Consider the following 20,379-nt stretch of genomic DNA (forward strand, 5'->3'; position numbering starts at 1 on the left):
CAGCCCTGGCCTCACTTCGCGGCGTTCTCGTCGTCCTGCAGGAACCGCCACATCACCTTGCCGCTGCCGCTCTTGGGCAGCGCGTCGACGAACTGCACCTTGCGCGGGATCTTGTAGACCGCCATGTTCTCGCGGCACCAGTCGATGATCTCCTGCTCGGTGGTGTCCTTGTGCGTGGGGCGCAGCACCACCACGGCCTTGACCGACTCGCCGCGGTAGGCGTCCTTGGTCGAGATGACGCAGGCCTCCTGGATCGCCGGGTGGCGGAACATCAGCAGCTCGACCTCGGCCGGCCACACCTTGAAGCCGCTCGCATTGATCATGCGCTTCAGGCGGTCGGTGATGAAGAAGTAGCCGTCCTCGTCCATGCGGCCCATGTCGCCCGAGCGGAAGAAGCGCCTGCCCTCGAACTCGACGAACGCCGCGGCCGTGGCGTCGGGGCGCTTCCAGTAGCCCTGGAACACCTCGGGGCCGTGGATGATGATTTCGCCCGACTCGCCGATGGGCATCTCGGCCAGCGTGTCGGGGTCGACCACGCGCGCGTCGGTGCTCATGAACGGGATGCCCAGGCATTGCTGCTTGGGGTTGTCCGACGGGTTGGTGTGCGAGGGTGCGGCGGTCTCGGTCAGGCCGTAGCCCTCCTGGTACTTCAGGCCGTACTGCTCGAACAGGCGCTGCGCCACGGCCTGCGGCATGGCCGCGCCGCCGCCGCCGATGTAGTTCATGCTCGACAGGTCGTAGCTCGCGAAGTTCGGGCTGGCCATGAGGTCGATGACCATGGTCGGGATGTTGGTCCAGGCCGTGACCTTCCAGCGCGAGATGAGCCGGCCGGCCACGTCGCGGTCCCAGCGCGGCATGATGATCAGCGTGGCCGCCGCCAGCACCGCCGTGTGCATCATGCTCACCACGCCGGTGATGTGGAACATGGGCACCACGGCCAGCACCACCGCCTCCGAGGTCGACCCGCCCCACAGCTGGCCGGCCATCGCGTTGTGCATCAGGCTCGAATGGTGGTGCACGCAGCCCTTGGGCAGGCCGGTGGTGCCGCTGGTGTAGGGCAGCAGCGCCATGTCGTTGGCGCCCACCACGTGCGCGGGCGCCGGGTGGCCCGCGGCCAGCGCGTCGGTCCAGGCCAGCGCCTGGCCGCCTTCCAGCGCGGGCAGCGGGTGGCGGGTGGTGAGCCAGTCTTTCCAGGCCGGTGCCGGGGCGTCCTCGCCCGACACGCCGGCGTCGAAGGCGTCGGTGAACTGGGTCACGATCATGTGGGCGAGCCGCTGCCCGGGCGGCAACGCATTGCTGGCCTTGGCCAGTTCGCCGGCCAGGTCGCCGGTGATGATGGCCACCTTGGCGTCGGGGTCGGTGATGTAGTGCTTGAGCTCCTCGGCCCGGTTCATCGGGTTCACCGGCACCACCACCGCATTGGCGCGCAGGATCGCGAAATGCGCGATCACCAGCTGCGGGCAGTTCTGCATGTCCAGGATCACGCGGTCGCCGCGCTGCACGCCCAGCGCATGCAGCGCGCCGGCCAGGCGCTCGGCCTGGTCCGCGAACTCGCGGTAGCTGAGCACCCGGCCGAAGAACACCAGCGCGGGCTTGTCGGGGTAGCGCGCGGCCGAGGTGGCCAGGTTGTGCCAGAGGGAGGTGGCGGGGACGGTGATCGAATGCGGGAGGCGTTTGGGCCAGAACTTGTAATGCGGGCGTGGTTGCATGGTGAGAACAGGCGGGGAAAAAGGGAAAGCGGGAGGAACGAAGAAAGGCAAAACGGCAAAAAGCGCCGCAAGGCGATTGCCCGCCAGCCTAAGCCGCCACGGCCGCCGCTCCCATCGGGGAAGCCCCCGGAACGTCGCCAAGGTGACGCCCTTTTTTCTCACTTCCAGCGCAACCGCCCCTCCCCCTTCCGGTCGACCCCGCACGCGCCGTGCGACTACAGACAGCCAGCGGTTTCTGGGCGATACCTGCCGTTCCCTCCAACCACCACCCGCACCGAAGGAATCGACATGGCAGCAGACAAGCACGCAAGCGTTCACTGGGAAGGCGCCGGCAAGACCGGCAAGGGCCAGATCAGCACCGAGACCGGTGCCCTGAAAGACTACCCCTACGGCTTCGCGAGCCGCTTCGGGGACGACAAGCGCGGCACCAACCCCGAGGAAATCGTCGGCGCGGCGCACGCCGCCTGCTTCACCATGGCCTTCGCCTTCGCGCTCGAGGCGGCCGGCCTCGCCGCCACCCGCATCGACACCAAGGCCGCCGTGCGCCTGGCCAAGGACGGCGACGGCTTCAAGATCGACCGCATCCAGCTCGAGCTGGACGCCGCCGTGCCCAACCTCGACGAGGCGAAGTTCCAGCAGATCGCGGCCGCCGCCAAGGCCGGCTGCCCGCTGTCGAAGGCGCTGGCGAGCGTGCCCGAGATCACGCTGAAGGCCACGCTGGCCAGCTGACCCCGCTGCTTATGATCGTCTCCCAATAAAAAGGAGACGGATCATGAACACCCCCATCCGGACCGCGCTCGCGGTCTTTTCCTTGGCCGTCGGCAGCGCGGCAGCACCCGCGTGGGCGGCCTACCCCGACAAGCCGATCAAGGTCGTCATCGGCTTTCCGGCCGGCGGCCCGCTCGACCAGCACGCGCGCCTGCTCACCGACAAGCTGCAGGCCGTGTTGGGCCAGCCGCTGATCGTCGACTACAAGCCCGGCGCGGGCGGTTCGGTGGGCGCCGACGCGGTCGCCAAGAGCCCGGCCGACGGCTACACGCTGATGCTGGCCAACACCGGCGTGGCCGTGATCAACGGCGCGCTCTACAGCAAGCTGCCCTACAACACGCAGCGCGACTTCGTGCCCATTGCGCGCACCGCCATGCAGCCGCTGGCGCTGCTGGTCACGCCCAAGCTGCCGGTGCAGAACCTCAAGCAGTTCGTCGACTACGCCAAGGCGCGGCCCGGCCAGGTCAACTACGGCTCGGCCGGCAACGGCGGCATCAGCCACCTGGTGCCCGAGATGTTCAAGACCGCCACGGGCCTGTTCATGGTGCACATCCCTTACCGCGGCAGCGCGCCGGCCTTCACCGACCTGATGGGCGGGCAGGTGCAGTTCATGGCCGAGTCGATTCCGCAGGCCGCCAACTATCACAAGCAGGGCAAGGTGCGCGCGCTGGCCGTGACCAGCCGCGAGCGCAACCCCGCCCTGCCCGACGTGCCGACCGTGATCGAGTCCGGCTTCAAGGGCTTCGAGGTGGTGGGCTTCTACGGCTTCCTGGCGCCGAAGGACACGCCCAAGGACGTGGTCGCCAGGCTCAGCGACGCCTTCAGGCAGGTGCAGAACAGCCCCGAGGTGCGCGAACGCATGGTGAGCCAGGGCGCCGACCCGGCCTTCCTGGGCAGCGAGGATTTCGCGCGTTTCCTGGCAACGGAAACGCCGCGCTGGGAGAAGGCGGTGAAGGCTTCCGGCGCGCGGATGGACTGACGCGAGGCCTGTCGCACCCCCGCCGCAGCCCGCCACCCGTGCTCAATTCGGCGTGGCCGCGTGCCGCTCCAGCTGCGCGCGGCTCAGCAGCTCGATGCTGCGGTAGCGCACCCGCAGCGTGCCGTCTTCTTCCCACAGCTTGAGCTGCCGGTTCACGCTCTGGCGCGACACGCCGAGCATGAACGACAGGTCTTCCTGCGACACGCCCAGCAGCGTGCCGCCGCCCTCCCCCGGCCCCTGGCCGTGCGCATCGAGCGTGAGCAGTCGGTGCGCGAGCCGCACGGGCAGCGGCATCAGGATCACGTCGTCGATCCACGCCAGCGCCTGGCGCAGCCGCAGGCACACCAGCCGCGTGAAGGCCATGTGCACATCGGCATGCTCGGCCACCAGGCGGTGGAAGTCGGCCGCGGCGACCACAGCCATCTCGGTCGTGTCGACCGCGCAGGTGTCGTAGACGCGCTCGCGCCCCACCAGCAGCGACACCTCGCCGAACCAGTGGCCGGGCTCGAGCATGGCGATCACCGCCTCGCGCCCGCCCGGCGCCACCACGCTCACGCGCAGCGAGCCGCCGACCACGCCGAACAGCGCATCGGGCGACGAGCCCTTGTGAAACAGCGACTCCCCGCGCGCCAGCGTGCGCCGGTGCGCCACCGCGAGCAGGCGCTGCTGCACGTCGTCGGCCAGGCGCATGTCGCTGTTGTGCACGGGTGAGGGCTGTGCGTCCGGCTCGGTGTGGCTCTGTGGCGTGGGCGTGCGTGGCATCGCGGGTTTGTCCGTAGCGGCGATTGCCAACACCGGACAGTCTTGTTTGTGGGGCGTGCCGATAGTACGCAGCGAGCCCGGTGCGGCGCATTCGCAGCAACCCGAGGCCCTGTCATTCACTGTCACATGGAGCACACCCCGATGAACGCCCCCACCGAACTTCAAGCCCGCCGCGAGCGCCTCGTGCTCGACCATTTCGCCGACGAGACGCGGCAGGACTTCGACGCCGTGCTCGGCACCTTTCCGCATCCGCACTACGAGCTGATTCCCAGCGGCGAGGTGCACGACGGCATCGCGGACGTGCGCCAGTACTACATCGACACGCGCCGCGCCTTTCCGGACCAGCGCCACGAGATCATCCAGCTGCGCCATGCCGAAGACTCGGTCATCGTCGAGTTCTGGCTGCTCGGCACCCACCGCGGCCCGCTCAAGGGCATTCCGCCCACGGGCAACAGCTTTCGCTGCCGCATGAACGCCTTCTTCATCTTCGAGGGCGACCGGCTGGTGTGCGAGCGCGTGTACTTCGACACCCTCACGATGCTGCGGCAACTGCTGGTCGGCGTGCCGGCGGCACAGGTCGGCGCACTCGTGGGCAGCCTGCTGGGCCAACCCGCACCGGCCCCTGCCGCCGAAGCCACCGCATGACGGCCCTGCGCAACGACGCGCTGAACGGCCGCCACGCCATCGTGACGGGCGGTGCGCGCGGCATCGGGCTGGCCATCGCGCGGCGCTACCTGGCGGCCGGCGCGAGCGTGGCGTTGTGGGACCTCGACGCGGCGTTGCTCACCGGCGCGCAGCAGGCGCTCGCCCCGCTCGGCACGGTGAGCGCCGAGCTTGTCGATGTGCGCGACGAAGCGCAGATCGCACGTGCGGCCTCGCAGTCGCAGGAGCGCTTCGGCGCCATCGACATCCTCGTCAACAACGCGGGCGTGCTCGGACCCACGGTGCCGGCGTGGGAGCACACGCCCGCGCAGTGGCGCAACGTGCTCGACGTCAACCTCACAGGCGCGTGGCTGTGCTGCCGCGCGGTGGCGCCGGTGATGCTCGCGCAGCGGCGCGGGCGCATCGTCAACGTCGCATCGGTCGCGGGCAAGGAAGGCAACGGCTTCAACGCCGCGTACTCGGCGTCGAAGGCGGGGCTCATCGCGCTGACCAAATCGCTCGGCAAGGAGCTGGCGTCGGCGGGCGTGCTGGTGAACTGCATCACGCCGTCGGCCGCCGACACCGAGGTGTTCGCGGCTGTACCTGCCGAGCACCGTGAACAGTTGCGCACCGCGCTCTTGTCGCGTGTGCCTATGGGGCGCTTTGTCGAGGTCGATGAGGTGGCTGCCATGGCTGCTTGGCTTGCTTCTGACGACTGCTCCTTCAGTACGGGCGCTGTGTTCGATATTTCTGGGGGGCGGTCGATGTACTGAAGGGAGCCGTTCGGAGTGCTCGCCGATCAACCAGAGCTCCGAACACGCTCACGTCGATGGGGTGCCTTGCGCAGCGAAATAAAGGAGGAGGCCGCAGGCCGGGGGACATTCGCGGAGCAAGGTACCCCGTCGGCGTGAGCGCTCCCCGAATGCCTCCAAGCACATCGATCCAAAGAACAAGCATTCATTTCCAGGAGACGATCATGATCCGAGACCCAGAGCCGACCGGCTTCGCCCAGCTGCCGCAATTCGACGGCACCCGCACCGCCGCCATGCCGCAAGACCGCCTGCGCGCCATCCGCCATGGTGCCGAGGCGCTGCGCGAACAACTGCTGGACGCCCCGCCCGTTCGCTTCGCGCGCAGCTTCAACCTGCTGCGCATTCCCTACCCCGCGTGGTTCGCCTTCACCGGCGTGTACTCGCAACAGTTGCTCAAGCCGCACATGGTGCACCTGCTGGCGCGCACCACGCTGATCCAGTACGACGACTTCGAAGGCCGGCTGCGCACGCTGCTCTTCACGCCCGCCGACTTCGAGGCCGGCAACGAGACGCCCTACTTCAAGCGCCTGAGCGAGCAGACGCCGAAGTTCCTTCACAAGACCATCGCGCCCATCTACCAGACCGTGCCGCAGGCGCTGGCGAGCTGTGGCGTGGCGCCGGAGCAAGTGGACTACATCACCTACGACCACCTGCACACGCAGGACGTGCGGCGCTGGCTCGGAAGCGTGGGCGCGCCCGGGCTGCTGCCGAACGCCAGGCTGCTGGTGCATCGACAGGAACTCGCGAACGTGCAAGGCCTGTTGCCAGTGCAGGCCGAGTGGTACTGCCCGCACGGGCTCGACGGCGTGGCCCCCGGGCGCGTCGTGGCCTTCGACGGCAGCATCCAGCTGGGCCGCGGCCTCGCGCTGGTGCACACGCCGGGCCATACCGAGGGCAACCATTCGCTGGTCTACCGCACCGCCGACGGGTTGCGCGTGAGCAGCGAGAACGGTGTGTCGGCCGACAGCTGGGCACCACTGCTGTCGCGCCACAACGGCATTCGGCGCTACGCACAGGCCACGGGCGCCGAAGTGATCCTGAACGGCAACACGCAGGAAAGCAGCAACGACCAGTACCTGTCGATGGTGCTGGAGAAGACGCTCGCGGGCACCTCCGCCGCGCACGGGTTCAGCAACGTGGTGCCGTCCAGCGAGTGCTCGCCGCACTGGCTCTTTCCGGGCGCGCCCACCAGCCACCTGTGGGGCGAGACGCGCTTCGGCACGCCGGTGCTCGCCGGCGCCTGAAGGTCGCCAGCAACAACAAGAAGGAGACAACCGATGAACACCGCCACCCTCGACAACGCCAGCACCAGTGCCAGCACCAGCACAAGGACGCCGACGCCGGCCACCACCGGCGATGACACCGCCCTCTTCCGCAAGATCACCTGGCGGCTGATGCCGCTGCTGTGCGCCTGCTACGTGCTGAACTACCTCGACCGCACCAACGTCGGCTACGCGCAGCTGCAGATGAAGGAGCAGCTGGGGTTCAGCGACGCCGTGTTCGGCCTGGGCGCGGGCATCTTCTTCATCGGCTACGCCGTGTTCGAGATTCCGAGCAACCTGATGCTCGCGAAGATCGGCGTGCGCGCGACCCTGCTGCGCATCATGGGCCTGTGGGGCCTGGCGTCGGCGGCCATGATGTTCGCCACCACGCCCACGCAGTTCTACGTGCTGCGCTTTCTCATCGGCGTGTTCGAGGCGGGCTTTGCGCCGGGCGTGCTGTTCTACCTGACGCTGTGGTTCCCGTCGCACCGGCGCGCGCAGGCCACGGCGCTGTTCTTCATGGCCTTCGGTGCCGCGCCCATCGTGGCGGGGCCGATTGCCGGGCTCACCATGACCTACCTCGACGGCGCGATGTCGCTGCGCGGCTGGCAGTGGCTGTTCCTGCTCGAAGGGGTGCCGAGCGTGCTGCTGGGCCTCGCGGCGTTCCGCTGGCTGTCGAACAGCCCGTCGCAGGCGCCATGGCTGTCGCCTGCTGAAAAGCAGCGCGTGGCGCGCCTGCTGGCCGACGACCAGGCCGCCCACGGCGCCACCGAGCGCCATACCTTCGGCGCGGCGATGCGCGATGGCCGGGTGTGGCTGATCGGGTTCATGTCGTTCCTGATCATCCTGGGCATCTACGCGCTCTCGTTCTGGCAGCCGACCATCCTGAAGTCGATGGGGCTCAGCGTGCTGCAGATCGGTTTCTATGCGGTCGTTCCGGCGGTGGCGGGCATTGCGGCCAACATCGTCATCGGGCGCCGCTCCGACCGGCGCAAGGAGCGCCGCTGGCACTTCGCGCTGAGCGCCGTGGTGGGCGCGGCCGGGCTGGCGCTCACCACGCTCTTCATGCACAACGCCGTTGCCGCAGTGCTGTGCCTGGCGCTGGCGTCGATGGGCATCTCGGCCGCGTTCACGGTGCTGTGGTCGGTGCCGGGCACCTTCATGTCGAAGAGCGCGGCGGCCGCGGGCATTGCGCTCATCAGCACCATCGGCGGCAGCGCGGGGCTGGTGGCGCCCATGATGGTCGGGGCGCTCAAGACCATGACGGGTGGCTTCACCGCCAGCCTGTACGTGCTGAGCGGCGCACTGGTGCTGTCGGCCTTGCTCATGCTGGTGGCACTGCCGGCCAGCGCGCTGGGCCGCGGCAAGGGCGGCGCGAAAGGCTGAGCGCGCCCCATCGCGGGGGCCCCGCGCCGGGGCCGTGATCCATTTCGGTGCACACATCTTGCATACCAGTTGGCACAGAAGCTGCTGGTATGCAGGACCATGGCCATCTCCGCATCCGAAATCAGTGCACGCATCGTCGAAGCGGTGATGGCGCAAAAGCTCGCGCCGGGTTCGCGCCTGGGCGAGCAGCAGCTGGCCATGCTGTTCGACTGCAGCCGCACCATCGTGCGGGAGGCGCTCACGCGGCTGGCGGCGCGCGGCATCGTCACGGTGAGCGCGCGGCGCGGCTGGTTCGTCATCGAGCCCTCGCAGGACGAGGCGCGCGAGGCCTTCGAGGCGCGCCGCGTCATCGAGCTGGGCTTGATCCGCAGCGCGGGCAGCGCCGGAAAAATCGAGAAGACCGCCCTGCGCCAGCTGAAGGCGCACCTCCAGCGTGAAAAGGCCGCACTGAAAGAAAGCGACGTCGGCAACCGCAGCTTCCTGCTGGGCGACTTCCATGTGTGCCTGGCCGAATGCCTGGGCAACACGCTGCTGGCCGACACGCTGCGCGACTACACGGCGCGCACCACGCTGATCGCCATGCTCTACCAATCCACGCACGACGCGGTGCAGTCGTGCGAAGACCACGTGCAGATCGTCGCGGCGCTGGAGCGCGGCGACCATGCCGGCGCCGAGGCGCTGATGGCCGCGCACATCGGCACGGTGCAGTCGGCGCTGCGCGTGCAGGCGCCCACCGACCCGCTGGCGCAGCTGCGCGACGCGCTGGCGCCGCTGCACAACACCGCCGCCGCGGCGCCCAAGCCGAAAGCCAAAGCCGATCGCCGCAAGGCCGTCCCATCCGCCGATTCCGCTTCCGATTCCGATCCTGATTCTTCGACTTACCTAGGAGCCCTGCTATGACCTTCTCTCTGTCCAAACGCCACCTCGCCCTCGCAGTGGCTTCCATCGCCATGCTGGGCGCCGCCGGCGCCGCCCAGGCCCAGAACGCACTCGACAACGTGCTCAAGGCCAAGACCATCAAGATCGCCGTGCCCACCGACTACCCGCCCTACGGCTCGGTCGACAAGAACATGAAGCCGCAAGGCCTGGACGTGGAAATGGCCGAGCTCATCGCCGCCAAGCTGGGCGTGAAGATCGAGCTGGTGCCCGTGACCAGCGCCAACCGCATTCCGTACCTGCAGACCCGCAAGGCCGACCTGGTGATCTCCACGCTCGGCAAGAACCCCGAGCGCGAGAAGGTGATCGACTTCTCGTCGGCCTATGCGCCCTTCTTCCAGGCCGTGTATGCGGCCAAGAGCATGAAGCTCGCCAGCTTCGCCGACATGGCCGGCAAGACCGTCGCCGTGACGCGCGGCGCCATGGAAGACCAGGAACTGAACAAGGTGGCGCCGTCGAACGTCGACTACCGCCGCTTCGAGGACAACAACGCGACCATCGCGGCCTTCGTGGCCGGCCAGACGCAAACCCTCGCAACCAGCGCGGCAGTCGCCGGCGACATGCTCGCCAAGAATCCGAAGGTGAGCGCCGAGTTCAAGCTGCTGCTGAAAGACAGCCCCTGCTTCGTCGGCGTCGCCAAGGGCGAAACCCCATTGAAGACCAAGGTCAACGAGATCATCGCCGCCGCCAAGAAGGACGGCACCCTGGACGCCATGTCGAAGAAGTGGCTGGGCAAGGCCGCTGGCGACCTGCCCGTCTGATCGAACTGCGCGGCCATGAACATCGAATTCGACTTCGGGGCGGTTCTGTCGGAATGGCCGCTGCTGCTGCGCGGCGTGGCGTGGACCGTCGGCCTCACGGCCGTGGGCACCGTGCTGGGCATGGCCGTGGGCACCTTCTGCGCGTGGGCGCGCTCGGGCGGGCCGCGCTGGCTGCGGCTGGTGGTGGGCACGTATGTGGAGCTGATCCGCAACACGCCCTTCATCGTGCAGCTGTTCTTCATCTTCTTCGGGCTGCCGGCCGCGGGCGTCAAGCTCTCGCCCGAGGTGGCCTCGGTGATCGCCATGGTGATGAACCTGGGCGCGTACTCCACCGAGATCATTCGCGCCGGCATCGAGGCCACGCCCAAAGGGCAGATCGAAGCCGCCGTGAGCCTGGCGCTGAGCAAGGCGCAGGTGTTCCTGCGCGTGGTGCTGCCGCCGGCGCTCAAGAAGGTGTGGCCCGCCATGGTGAGCCAGATCGTCATCGTGATGCTGGGCTCGGCGGTGTGCGGACAAATCTCCACCGAGGAGCTGAGCTACGCGGCCAACCTGATCCAGAGCCGCAACTTCCGCGCCTTCGAGGCCTTCATCGTCGCCACGCTGATCTACCTGGCGCTGTCGGTCGCGCTGCGCCGGCTGCTCGACTGGGCGGGGCCGAAGTTCTTTTTCGGTCGCTGAACGCAAGAGGCCACCACCCATGTCTGATTTTTCTCTCTGGGATATCCTGCGCAACCTGCTGCTGGCGCTGCGCTGGACTGTCGTGCTCTCGCTCATCGCCTTCATCGGCGGCGGCATCGTGGGCGCGCTGCTGCTGTTCCTGCGGCTGCGCGGCGGCAAGGTGGCGAACAAGGCGGTGGGCCTGTACGTGCAGCTCTTCCAGGGCACGCCGCTGCTGATGCAGCTGTTTCTGGCCTACTTCGGCATCGCGCTGTTCGGCATCGACGTGTCGGCATGGACCGCCGCCAGCGTGGCGCTCACGCTGTACACCAGCGCCTTTCTCGCCGAGATCTGGCGCGGCTGCGTGGCCTCCATTCCCAAGGGCCAGTGGGAAGCATCGGGCAGCCTGGCGCTGAGCTTCGGCGAGCAGATGCGCCACGTGATCCTGCCGCAGGCCGTGACGATCGCCATTGCGCCCACCGTCGGCTTCCTGGTGCAGGTGATCAAGGGCACGGCGCTGGCGTCGGTGATCGGCTTCGTCGAGCTCACCAAGGCCGGCAGCATGATTTCGAACGCCACCTTCCAGCCCTTCGTGGTGTTCAGCTGCGTGGCCCTGCTTTACTTCGTGCTGTGCTTCCCCGTGAGCCTGTACGCCAAGACCCTCGAGAGGAAAACCCATGGCCGCCGTGCTTGAACCCCAACAACCCGCCACCTCGGTGGGCGCGCCCATCGTTCGCATCACCGCGCTGCGCAAGTCCTACGGCACCAACGAGGTGCTCAAGGGCATCGACCTGGACGTGAAGCGCGGCGAGGTGATCGCCATCATCGGCAAGAGCGGCTCGGGCAAGAGCACGCTTCTGCGTTGCATCAACGGGCTGGAGGTGTTCCAGGAAGGCGCGCTCACCGTCGACGGCAAGCCGCTGCTGCACGAGAGCGCCATGGCCATGCGCGAGCTGCGCCAGCGCGTGGGCATGATCTTCCAGAGCTTCAACCTGTTCCCGCACCTCACGGTGGGCAAGAACGTGATGCTCGCGCCTACGCTGGTGAAAAAGCGCGGTGGGCTGGAAGCCGCCTCGCAGGCGCGCAAACTGCTCACGCGCGTGGGCCTGGCCGAGAAGTTCGACGCCATGCCCGACCAGCTTTCCGGCGGCCAGCAGCAGCGCGTGGCCATTGCGCGCGCGCTGGCCATGGAGCCCGCCGTGCTGCTGTGCGACGAGATCACCTCGGCGCTCGACCCCGAGCTGGTGGGCGAGGTGCTGCGCGTGGTGGAGTCGCTGGCCGACGAGGGCATGACGCTGTTGATGGTCACGCACGAGATGAGCTTCGCGCGCAAGGTGAGCGACCGCGTGATCTTCATGCACCAGGGCCGCGTGCACGAAATGGGACCGCCGGCGGAGCTGTTCGGCAACCCGCAGACGGCCGAGCTCAAGCAGTTCCTGTCGTCGCTGCATGACTGAAAGCGCGAAGCTGGGCTATCCTCTGCCCATGGCCTGCCTGCAGAACGCGTCGATTATTCGCACCATCTCAAAGATGGTGGGTTAGCGCGCGGTTCCACAAGTTCACGCCACACGACCCGCCCCAAGAGGCGGGTTTTTCGTTTCCTGGGGTTCTTTTTCAAGCCACTCACTCACCAGGAGAAACGAATTGACAGCCACCCCCAACCGCAGCCCCGCCCCCGTGCTTCACATGGTCTGCGGCAAGATCGGCGCCGGCAAGTCGACGCTCACGCGGCAACTTGCCGCCGCGCCCGCCACGGTGCTCGTCAGCGAAGACGCATGGCTCGACGCGCTGTACCCGGGCGAGATCCACGAACTGGGCGACTACGTGCGCTGCTCGGGCCGCCTGAGGAAGGCCATGGCGGACCACGTGGCGGCCTTGCTGCAGGCGGGCGTGTCCGTGGTGCTCGACTTTCCCGCCAACACCGTGGGCAGCCGAAGCTGGATGCGCGGCATCTTCGAAGCCGCCGGCGCGGCGCACACGCTGCACTTTCTGGACGTGCCCGACGCGGTCTGCAAGGAGCGCCTGCGCGCACGCAACGCAAGCGGCACGCATCCCTTCGAGACGACGGATGCGCAGTTCGACCTGATCACGAGCCACTTCGCGGCGCCGTCGCTGGAAGAAGGGTTCGACGTGGTCCGGCACCCCTGACGGCGTGCCGCCGCTATGCTCTGGCCCCGATGCAGATCGAACAAGCCAAGCCCACCGAAGCCGCCACCGTCGCGGCCGTGTTGAACGAAGCCGCCCAGTGGATCGCCGCCGAAGGCCGGCCGCTGTGGTCGGCGGCCGACATCGCACCCGAGCGCATCCAGCACGACACCGACGCCGGCAGCTACTTCATCGCGCGAAAGACCGGTGAGGTGGTCGGCGTCGTGCGCCTCGACCTCGAAGACCCGCACTTCTGGCCCGAGATCGAGAGCGGCACGTCGCTCTATGTGCACAAGCTCGCGGTGCGCCGCGCGTGGGCGGGCCACGGCGTGCCGGCGCTGCTGCTGGACTTTGCCCGCGAGCGCGCGCGCAGCCTGGGCCGCCCTTTCCTGCGGCTGGACTGCGTGGCCGACCGCGCGCCGCTGCGCGCGCTGTACGAGCGCAACGGCTTCGTGCTGCACAGCGTGATCCACAAGGGCGAGCGTGCCTTCGCGCGCTTCGAGCTGCCCGTGGCGCGGCTCGCCGACTGACGCCCTCAGCCGCGCCGCGCCATGCAATTCAAGTGGATGGAAGACTTCATCGTGCTGGCGCAAACGCGCAGCTTCACGCGCGCGGCCGAGCTTCGCCACGTGACGCACCCCGCCTTCGGCCGCCGCATCCGCGCGCTGGAGTCGTGGGCCGGCACGCCGCTCATCGAGCGCGGCAGCTCGCCGGTGGCACTCACGCCGGCCGGCGAGAGCTTCCTGGAAAGCGCCGGCCAGATGGTGCGCGGCGTGGAAAGTTCGCGCGAGGAAATGCACAGCGTGGCCGGGCGCGAGGCGCGCACGGTGACGCTGGTGACGGGCCGCACGCTGGCGCGCACGGTGATGGCCGACTGGCTGGTGCGGCTGCAGCCGGCGCTGCGCGGCGGCGAGGTGCGCGTGCTGACCGGCGCGCTGGCCGAAACGGTGCGCATGCTGGAACACAACGAGGTCGACTTTTCGCTGATCTTTCATCACTCGGCGCTGACCTTCCGGCTCGACGGGCGGCAGTTCGCGCACGTCACGGTGGCCTCCGACAAGCTGGTGCCCGTATCGCGCGCCGACGCGCAGGGCCGCGCGACGCACAGCTTCGACGCGCCCGGCGAGGTGCCCTTTCTCTCGTACGTGCGCACGCTGGCCATGGGGCGGCTGGTGGAAGACCTGCTCGCCAACAACCCGAACGCGCCACGGCTGAAACGCCGCATCGAGTGCGACTCGGCCGACGCGCTCTATGAGTACGTGCTGCGCGGCCTGGGCGTGGCATGGCTGCCGTGGTCGATGGTGCAGGCCGACTGCAAGGCCGGCCGGCTGGTGCCCACGGGCGGGCGGCGCATGGAGGTGCGCTTCGAGGTGCGGCTGTACCGGCCCAAGCGCCGGCTCGGCACGCTGGCCGAAGACGTGTGGCGCGCCATGGCGGCACGCTAGCCCGGGCCCAATCGGCACCAGCTGGTGCCAGCACGGCACCACGAAGCGGGGAACGGCTTCGCAGAATTCGCGGGTTCACTTCAAAACCCCGAGGCCACGATGCGTTTCCCCCGTGCTTTTTCTTCCTGCCTTGCGCTGGCCCTGTGCGGCCTTGCCGCATCGGCCGCCGCCCCCGCCTTCGCCGACGGCTACCCCAGCAAGCCGATCACCCTGGTGGTTGGCTACCCGCCGGGCGGCTCGACCGACCTGACCGGGCGCGCGCTGGGCGTGGAGCTGTCGCACCGCCTCGGCGTGCCGGTGATCGTCGACAACATCGGCGGAGCCGGCGGCGCCATCGGCGCGCAGAAGGTGGCCAATGCGGCGCCCGACGGCTACACGCTGCTGGTGGGCGCCAACAACGAGATCGCCATCAGCAAGCTGGTGAACGCCAGCGTGCGCTACGAGCAGAAAGACTTCACGCCGATCGGCCTGATCGCCTCGCAGCCACTGGTGCTGGTGGCGGCGCCCTCCGCGGGCGTGAAGAACGCGGGCGAATTCCTCGCGCTGCTGAAGAAGAACCCCGGCAAGTACAGCTACGGCAGCTCGGGCGTGGGCACTTCGTTGCACCTGGCCGGCGAAATGCTCAAGCAGCAGGGCGGCGTGTTCATGACGCACGTGCCCTACCGCGGCGTGGCGCCGCTCACCAACGACCTGCTGGGCGGCAACATCGACTTCGGCGTGTTCGTGCTGTCCAGCGCGCTGCCCTACATCCGCAGCGGCAAGATGGTGGCGCTGGGCACCACCGAGGCCAAACGCTCGGCCATCACGCCCGACCTGCCCGCGCTCGGCGAAACCCCGGCGCTGCAGCGCATGGACATCGGCGTGTGGTTCGCGCTGATGGGGCCAGCGAAGCTGCCCGCGCCGGTGCTGGCACGGCTGAAGAAGGCACTCGAAGAAACGCTGCAATCGCCCGACTTCCGCAAGAAGATGGAAGCCACCAGCTCGGTCGTCCCACTGGCGCCGTTGGACATCGAGCGGTTCCTCGTCACCGAAACCGCCAAATACCGGAACATCGTGCAATTCGCCAACATCAAGGAATGAGCTTGTCCGCGTCCGATTTCGAACTCCCCCCGCCCGACATCTCGGCCTGGCGCGCCGGCAACACCGGCACCGAGGGCGTCTGGCATTTCGCCTCCGGGCAGCCGGGGCGCCACGTGATGATCAGCGCGCTGGTGCACGGCAACGAGGTCTGCGGCGCCTGGGCGCTCAAGGGCCTGCTGGAGGCCGGCGTGCGCCCGCGGCGCGGCAGCCTCACGCTGGCGCTGTGCAACCTCGAGGCCTTCGACAGCTTCGACCCCGCCGACCACGACGCTTCGCGCTTCGTGGACGAAGACCTCAACCGCCAATGGTCCACCGACCGCCTGGAAGCCGGCGGCACGCGCGAACGCCGCCGCGCCGCTACGCTGAGGCCGCACGTGGCGCAGGCCGACTGGCTGCTCGACCTGCATTCGATGCACGAGCCCTCCGCGCCGCTGACGCTCACCGGCATGCAGCCGCGCAACCTGGCGCTGGCGCGGCAGCTGCGCAGCCCCGAGCACATCGTGATCGACGCGGGCCACAAGGACGGCGTGCGCATGCGCGACTTCGGCCGCTTCGGCGCACCCGACGCCGACCCGGCCACCGACGCGCTGGCGCTGCTGGTCGAATGCGGCTTCCACGGCGACACGGCCAGCCGAGCCGTGGCGCAGGACCAGTGCGCGCGCTTCCTGCGCGCGGCCGGCACGCTCGACGACGCGGCCATTGCCGACCAGCTGCCCGGTTGGCTGCAGCCCGACGCGCCGCGCCAATGGGCGCTCGACGTCACCGGCCCGGTGGTCGCGCGCAGCGAGGACTTCCGCTTCGCCAAGGCCTTCACCGGCCTGGAGGTGATCGCGCAGGCCGGCACCGTGATCGGCTGGAACGACGGCGAACCCGTGGCCACGCCGTACGACGACTGCGTGCTGGTGATGCCCTCGACGCGCCAGGCCAAGCCGGGCGTGACGGTGGTGCGCTACGCGCGCCGCAGGCCGCTCTGAGCTATGCGCGCCGCCGGCCAGTCTGAGCTATGCGCGCCGCCGGCCGCCCAGAGCCCTGAGGCCGCGGCGTTTTTCCAACGCGCGGCAGGGAAACGCCCCGGCTGTGGCAAGCTCTGGGCGGTATGCACATCCGCCCTAGCTCCCCCTTCTTTCCCCGCCGTCGGATGCTGCGCGCGCTGCTGGGCGCCGCGGCTCTGCAAGCCCCCTTCGCGGCGCTGGCCGGCTTCAATTTCTTCACCAGCGAATACACCGCCACGCGCGACGAGCTGCAGGCGCAGATCGCCAAGCGCTTTCCAGTGGCCGAGCGCTATGCCGAGATCTTCATGGTCGGCCTGCGCGACCCGCAGCTCGGCCTGAACGCCGCCACCAACCGCGCCGCCATCACGGCCACGCTGACCATCGCGAGCCCCCTGCTGGCGGCCTCGCCGGTGCAGGGCCTGGTGTCGGTCAGCAGCGCGCTGAAGTACGACGCCGCCACGCGCGCGCTGCGGCTGGACCAGCCCAAGGCCGAGCGGCTCGAGCTGCAGGGCGTGGAGGGCCGCGACGCCGAACGCCTGCAGCGCGTGGGCGCGGTGGTGGCGCAGGAACTGCTGCAAGGCCAGGTGCTGCGCAGCTTCACGGCCGACGAGCTCACGGTCGGGCGCAAGACCTACGAGATCGGCGACATCACGGTGCAGGACAACGGGATCAAGGTCCAACTCAAATGAAAAGCGCGCTTCCCCGATTCGCTTCCTTGGCTCCTTTCGCTGTCGCCCTGCTCATGGCCGGTTGCGCCTCCATCGCGCCCGCCGCCAGGCAGCACTTCGACCTGGAAGCCCACCGCGGCGGGCGCGGGCTGGCGCCCGAGAACACGCTGGCGGCGTTCGACAACGCCATCGACCTGGGCGTGAACACGCTCGAACTCGACATCGGGCTCACGGCCGACGGCGTGGTGGTGGTCTCGCACGACACCTCGCTCAACCCCGACCACACGCGCGACGCGAACGGCCAATGGCTTGCGCCGAAGAGCGGCGCGGCGATCCGCTCGCTCACGCTGGCGCAGCTGCAGACCTACGACGTGGGCCGCCTGAACCCGTCGAGCGCCTACGGCAAGCAGTTCGCGCTGCAGCAGCCGCGCGACGGCCAGCGCATTCCCACGCTGGCCGCGCTGTTCGCGCGCGTGCAGGCGCGCGGCGCCGAGGCCGCCACGGTGCGCTTCAACATCGAGACCAAGATCGACCCGGCCAAACCCGCTGAAACAGCGGCGCCCGAGCCGATGGTGCGCGCGCTGCTCGCGGAGATCGACAAGGCGAACATGGCCGCCCGCGTGACCATCCAGAGCTTCGACTGGCGCACGCTGGCGCTGGTCGGCCAGCTCGCGCCGCAGATGCCGCGCGCCTACCTCACGACGCCGCGCACCCTGAAGGACAGCCGCTGGACGGCCGGGCTCGAGGCGGGCAGCTTCGCGTCGGTGCCGCAGATGGTGAGGGCCGCGTCGGCCAACGCGCCGGGCCCGGTGACCTGGTCGCCGGCCCATGCCGACCTGACGCCCGCCGTCATCAAGGAAGCGCAGAAGCTCGGCATGAAGGTGCTGCCCTGGACCGTGAACGAGCGCGCCGACATGCTGCGGCTGATGGACGCGGGCGCGGACGGGATCATCACGGACTACCCCGACGTGCTGCGCGACCTGATGCGCGAGCGCGAGCTGTCGCTGCCGCCACCCGGGAAGAACACGCCATGAGCGCAGCGCTGCAACTCGATGCCATCGCCGCGCGCCTCGCGGCGCTGCGCTCGGACGGCGGCGGCGCCGTTGCCACGCTGTCGAACGAAGCCCGCGCCAGCACCGAACTGCTGGGCGCGCTGCCGCCGCGCTACGGCGAGGTGCTGCTGGGCCTGCTCGACCGGCTGGAGTCGAGCGCGCTGTTCAGCGAGGAGAGCTGCTCGTTCAGCCAGAAGGACCTGCTCGACAACCTGCAGGTGTGGGTGGACAAGGCCCGCGCGCAACTGGTGTCTTAGCACCCGCGTTTATCATCCGGCCGCATGCGCACCCTGCTGCTCGCCCTCATGATCGCCCTGCTGCCCATCCGCGGCTGGCTCGGCGATGCGATGGCGGTCGAGATGGTGCGGCATTCGATGCCCGCAGCCGCCGCCACTGCGGTCTCGATGGCCGGCCCGGCCACCGAAGCCCATTGCCACGATGCGATGGGCGAGATGGGTGCAATGAGCGTGATGAGCGCGATGGATGCCGGCGACACCGCGGCCATGGACATGTCCGGCCATGACGGCAACCACGATGCCGGCGGCGCCGACCATCAAGGCTGCGGCACCTGCACCGCCTGCCAGGTCTGCCACACGGTGGCGCTCGGCGGCATGCCCCTTGTCGACACCGTGCACGGCGCGCCCCAGGCGCAGCCCGCTGCACGCACGGCCCGCTTCGCCAGCGCAGAGCCCGCCCAGGGCCTGAAGCCACCCATTTCCTGATCTCCCTGCCCGTAGTCCGTCCGCGGTGAGCCCGTTCCGGCTCGCGGCGCTGATCGTCTTGCTCATGGAGATCGAGCGTGAACCCCTTTGTTGGCTGGCCATTGGCCGGCATCCGTCGCTATGAAAAACATAGCGACATGCGCACGCCTGACGTGCGCAACAGCCCTTTTTCATTCACAAGACCGGCCGCCGCGCTCGCCGCGGCGGCGGTGCTGGCCGGTTGCGCCAGCCTCTCGCCGGACGGCGGCGGCGCCGACGTGCAGGCGCTGGTCGGCGCCAACCCGCTGCTGGCGGGCGCCACGGCGCAGCGCGCGCCCGACGCGGCCTCGCAGCAGCGCGTCGACGCGCTGCTGGCCCGGCCGCTGGACGCCGAGGCGGCCGTGCGCATCGCGCTGCTCAACAGCCCGCGCGTGCAGGACGCCTTCGCCACGCTGCAACTGAGCGACGCCGACCGCGTGCAGGCCGCGAGCCTGCCGAACCCGGTGTTCGCCTTCGGCCGGCTCACCGAAGGCAGCGAGCGCGAGATCGACCGGCTGATCAGCTTCAACGTGGTGGGCCTGCTCACGCTGCCATGGCAGGCGCGCAGGGCCGGCCAGCGCCACGAGTCGGCCAAGCTGCAGGCCGCGCAAGGCGTGCTGGTGCTGGCCGCCGACACGCGCCGCGCCTGGGTGCGCGCCGTGGCCGCACAGCAGAGCGCGGTGTACCTGCGCGACGCGAAGGAAGCGGCCGAAGCCGGCGCCGAACTCGCGCACCGCATGGCCCAGGCCGGCAACTGGAGCGCGCTGCAGCGCACGCGCGAACAGCTGCTGCTAGCCGACGCCGCCGCGCAGCTTGCGCGCGCCGAGCAGGCCGCCGTGGCCTCCCGCGAACAGCTCACGCGGCTGCTGGGCCTGAGCGGCGAGCGCGCCGCCGGCTACACCCTGCCCGACCGCCTGCCGCCGCTGCCCAAGGCCGCGCCCGAGCTCGGCGACGTGCAGGCGCTGGCGCTGCGCGACCGGCTCGACGTGCGTTCCGCGCAGGCGCAGAACACCGCCGTGGCCGGCTCGCTCGGCCTCACGCACGCCACCAGCGTCATCAACGCGATGGAGCTGGGCGTGGCGCGCAACACCACCTTCGACAACGGCGTCGACCGCTCGCGCCGCACGCAGCGCGGCTTCGAGCTCGCGCTGCCGATTCCCATCTTCGACTGGGGCCAGGCGCGCAACGGCCGCGCCGAGGCGCTGTACCTGCAGTCGGCCGCGCGCGTGCGCGACGTGGGCGTGCTGGCCGCGAGCGAGGCGCGCGAAGCCTGGCAGGGCTGGAACACCGCCTACGGCATTGCCCGGCGCTACCGCGACGAGGTGCTGCCGCTGCGCAAGAAGGTCAACGAGGAGATGGTGCTGCGCTACAACGGCATGCTCGCGAGTGTGTGGGAGCTGCTGGGCGAGACGCGCGCCAGCATGCTCGCGGTGAACGCGGGCATCGAGGCGCAGCGCGATTTCTGGCTGGCCGACACCGACCTGCAACTGGTGCTCACGGGCAGCTCGCCCGGCGGCATGACGGCGCTGCAGACCGCGGCCGCGGCCGCTGCCGGCGACGCCCCCGCGGCGGGAGGCCATTGA

Annotated in this window: 23 protein-coding genes; 21 read left to right on the plus strand and 2 right to left on the minus strand. The window is 69.4% G+C overall.

The features are described 5' to 3' along the window. Positions 1-11: 11 nt before the first annotated feature. On the minus strand, positions 12-1,709 hold the full coding sequence (locus tag BM004_RS08770; protein WP_093128309.1) for a long-chain fatty acid--CoA ligase: 1,698 nt from the start codon (positions 1,707-1,709) through the stop codon (positions 12-14). 288 nt (positions 1,710-1,997) lie between these two features. Here BM004_RS08770 and BM004_RS08775 point away from each other — a divergent pair, with 288 nt between their 5' ends. Then, positions 1,998-2,438 (plus strand): OsmC family protein, encoded by a 441-nt coding sequence (locus BM004_RS08775; protein ID WP_093128307.1) that lies wholly within the window; start codon positions 1,998-2,000, stop codon positions 2,436-2,438. 43 nt (positions 2,439-2,481) lie between these two features. After that, positions 2,482-3,456 carry a Bug family tripartite tricarboxylate transporter substrate binding protein gene (locus tag BM004_RS08780; RefSeq protein ID WP_093212617.1) on the plus strand — a complete coding sequence of 325 codons (975 nt, stop codon included), beginning with the start codon at positions 2,482-2,484 and terminating at the stop codon, positions 3,454-3,456. A 42-nt stretch (positions 3,457-3,498) separates the two neighbouring features. Here the strand turns inward: BM004_RS08780 and BM004_RS08785 are convergent, their stop codons facing one another. Further along, positions 3,499-4,218 carry a Crp/Fnr family transcriptional regulator gene (locus BM004_RS08785; RefSeq protein ID WP_093212619.1) on the minus strand — a complete coding sequence of 240 codons (720 nt, stop codon included), beginning with the start codon at positions 4,216-4,218 and terminating at the stop codon, positions 3,499-3,501. A 141-nt stretch (positions 4,219-4,359) separates the two neighbouring features. Between BM004_RS08785 and BM004_RS08790 the strand changes: the two genes are divergently transcribed. The 19 genes from BM004_RS08790 (at position 4,360) to BM004_RS08880 (ending at position 20,379) form a co-directional block, all read left to right on the plus strand. Then, positions 4,360-4,863 carry an ester cyclase gene (locus BM004_RS08790; RefSeq protein ID WP_093212621.1) on the plus strand — a complete coding sequence of 168 codons (504 nt, stop codon included), beginning with the start codon at positions 4,360-4,362 and terminating at the stop codon, positions 4,861-4,863. Further along, positions 4,860-5,633 carry an SDR family NAD(P)-dependent oxidoreductase gene (locus tag BM004_RS08795; protein ID WP_093212623.1) on the plus strand — a complete coding sequence of 258 codons (774 nt, stop codon included), beginning with the start codon at positions 4,860-4,862 and terminating at the stop codon, positions 5,631-5,633. The genes BM004_RS08790 and BM004_RS08795 overlap by 4 nt, the downstream gene beginning before the upstream one ends. Before the next feature lie 203 nt (positions 5,634-5,836). Next, positions 5,837-6,916: an MBL fold metallo-hydrolase gene (locus BM004_RS08800; RefSeq protein WP_093212625.1), complete on the plus strand. Its 1,080-nt coding sequence runs from the start codon at positions 5,837-5,839 to the stop codon at positions 6,914-6,916. 33 nt (positions 6,917-6,949) lie between these two features. After that, complete coding sequence (locus BM004_RS08805; RefSeq protein WP_093212627.1) at positions 6,950-8,320, plus strand: MFS transporter; 1,371 nt, start codon at positions 6,950-6,952, stop codon at positions 8,318-8,320. Between the two features lie 99 nt (positions 8,321-8,419). Next, a complete protein-coding gene (locus BM004_RS08810) occupies positions 8,420-9,220 on the plus strand; it encodes a GntR family transcriptional regulator (protein WP_093213058.1) in 801 nt (266 codons plus the stop codon). Then, positions 9,217-10,017, plus strand: a complete 801-nt coding sequence (locus BM004_RS08815; protein ID WP_093128294.1) for a transporter substrate-binding domain-containing protein — start codon at positions 9,217-9,219, stop codon at positions 10,015-10,017. Before BM004_RS08810 ends, BM004_RS08815 begins: the two co-directional genes overlap by 4 nt. A 15-nt stretch (positions 10,018-10,032) precedes the next feature. Beyond that, on the plus strand, positions 10,033-10,695 hold the full coding sequence (locus tag BM004_RS08820; RefSeq protein WP_093128293.1) for an amino acid ABC transporter permease: 663 nt from the start codon (positions 10,033-10,035) through the stop codon (positions 10,693-10,695). Between the two features lie 19 nt (positions 10,696-10,714). After that, positions 10,715-11,368, plus strand: a complete 654-nt coding sequence (locus BM004_RS08825) for an amino acid ABC transporter permease (RefSeq protein ID WP_093128291.1) — start codon at positions 10,715-10,717, stop codon at positions 11,366-11,368. Further along, the gene (locus BM004_RS08830; RefSeq protein WP_093128290.1) at positions 11,352-12,131 is read left to right on the plus strand and encodes an amino acid ABC transporter ATP-binding protein; all 780 of its coding nucleotides are present in this window, start codon (positions 11,352-11,354) and stop codon (positions 12,129-12,131) included. The genes BM004_RS08825 and BM004_RS08830 overlap by 17 nt, the downstream gene beginning before the upstream one ends. Before the next feature lie 229 nt (positions 12,132-12,360). Next, a complete protein-coding gene (locus BM004_RS08835; RefSeq protein WP_093212629.1) occupies positions 12,361-12,822 on the plus strand; it encodes a P-loop nucleotide/nucleoside kinase family protein in 462 nt (153 codons plus the stop codon). Positions 12,823-12,851: 29 nt separating this feature from the next. After that, positions 12,852-13,349: a GNAT family N-acetyltransferase gene (locus BM004_RS08840; protein ID WP_093212631.1), complete on the plus strand. Its 498-nt coding sequence runs from the start codon at positions 12,852-12,854 to the stop codon at positions 13,347-13,349. Positions 13,350-13,370: 21 nt separating this feature from the next. Beyond that, the gene (locus tag BM004_RS08845; protein WP_093212633.1) at positions 13,371-14,264 is read left to right on the plus strand and encodes a LysR family transcriptional regulator; all 894 of its coding nucleotides are present in this window, start codon (positions 13,371-13,373) and stop codon (positions 14,262-14,264) included. Positions 14,265-14,363: 99 nt separating this feature from the next. After that, positions 14,364-15,344 (plus strand): Bug family tripartite tricarboxylate transporter substrate binding protein, encoded by a 981-nt coding sequence (locus BM004_RS08850; RefSeq protein WP_093212635.1) that lies wholly within the window; start codon positions 14,364-14,366, stop codon positions 15,342-15,344. A 2-nt stretch (positions 15,345-15,346) separates the two neighbouring features. After that, positions 15,347-16,318, plus strand: coding sequence for a M14 family metallopeptidase (locus BM004_RS08855; RefSeq protein WP_371268969.1), 972 nt, complete (start codon positions 15,347-15,349; stop codon positions 16,316-16,318). Between the two features lie 164 nt (positions 16,319-16,482). After that, a complete protein-coding gene (locus BM004_RS08860) occupies positions 16,483-17,025 on the plus strand; it encodes a DUF1439 domain-containing protein (protein ID WP_177206435.1) in 543 nt (180 codons plus the stop codon). 53 nt (positions 17,026-17,078) lie between these two features. After that, complete coding sequence (locus tag BM004_RS08865) at positions 17,079-18,038, plus strand: glycerophosphodiester phosphodiesterase (protein WP_371269117.1); 960 nt, start codon at positions 17,079-17,081, stop codon at positions 18,036-18,038. Further along, positions 18,035-18,313 carry a hypothetical protein gene (locus tag BM004_RS08870; protein WP_093212641.1) on the plus strand — a complete coding sequence of 93 codons (279 nt, stop codon included), beginning with the start codon at positions 18,035-18,037 and terminating at the stop codon, positions 18,311-18,313. Before BM004_RS08865 ends, BM004_RS08870 begins: the two co-directional genes overlap by 4 nt. Before the next feature lie 24 nt (positions 18,314-18,337). Further along, positions 18,338-18,778: a hypothetical protein gene (locus BM004_RS08875; RefSeq protein WP_093212643.1), complete on the plus strand. Its 441-nt coding sequence runs from the start codon at positions 18,338-18,340 to the stop codon at positions 18,776-18,778. A gap of 137 nt (positions 18,779-18,915) precedes the next feature. Then, positions 18,916-20,379 carry a TolC family protein gene (locus tag BM004_RS08880; RefSeq protein ID WP_093212645.1) on the plus strand — a complete coding sequence of 488 codons (1,464 nt, stop codon included), beginning with the start codon at positions 18,916-18,918 and terminating at the stop codon, positions 20,377-20,379.

It is taken from the genome of Variovorax sp. OK212 (genome assembly GCF_900112425.1).
In the GTDB taxonomy this organism is placed as follows: Bacteria; Pseudomonadota; Gammaproteobacteria; order Burkholderiales; family Burkholderiaceae_C; genus Variovorax.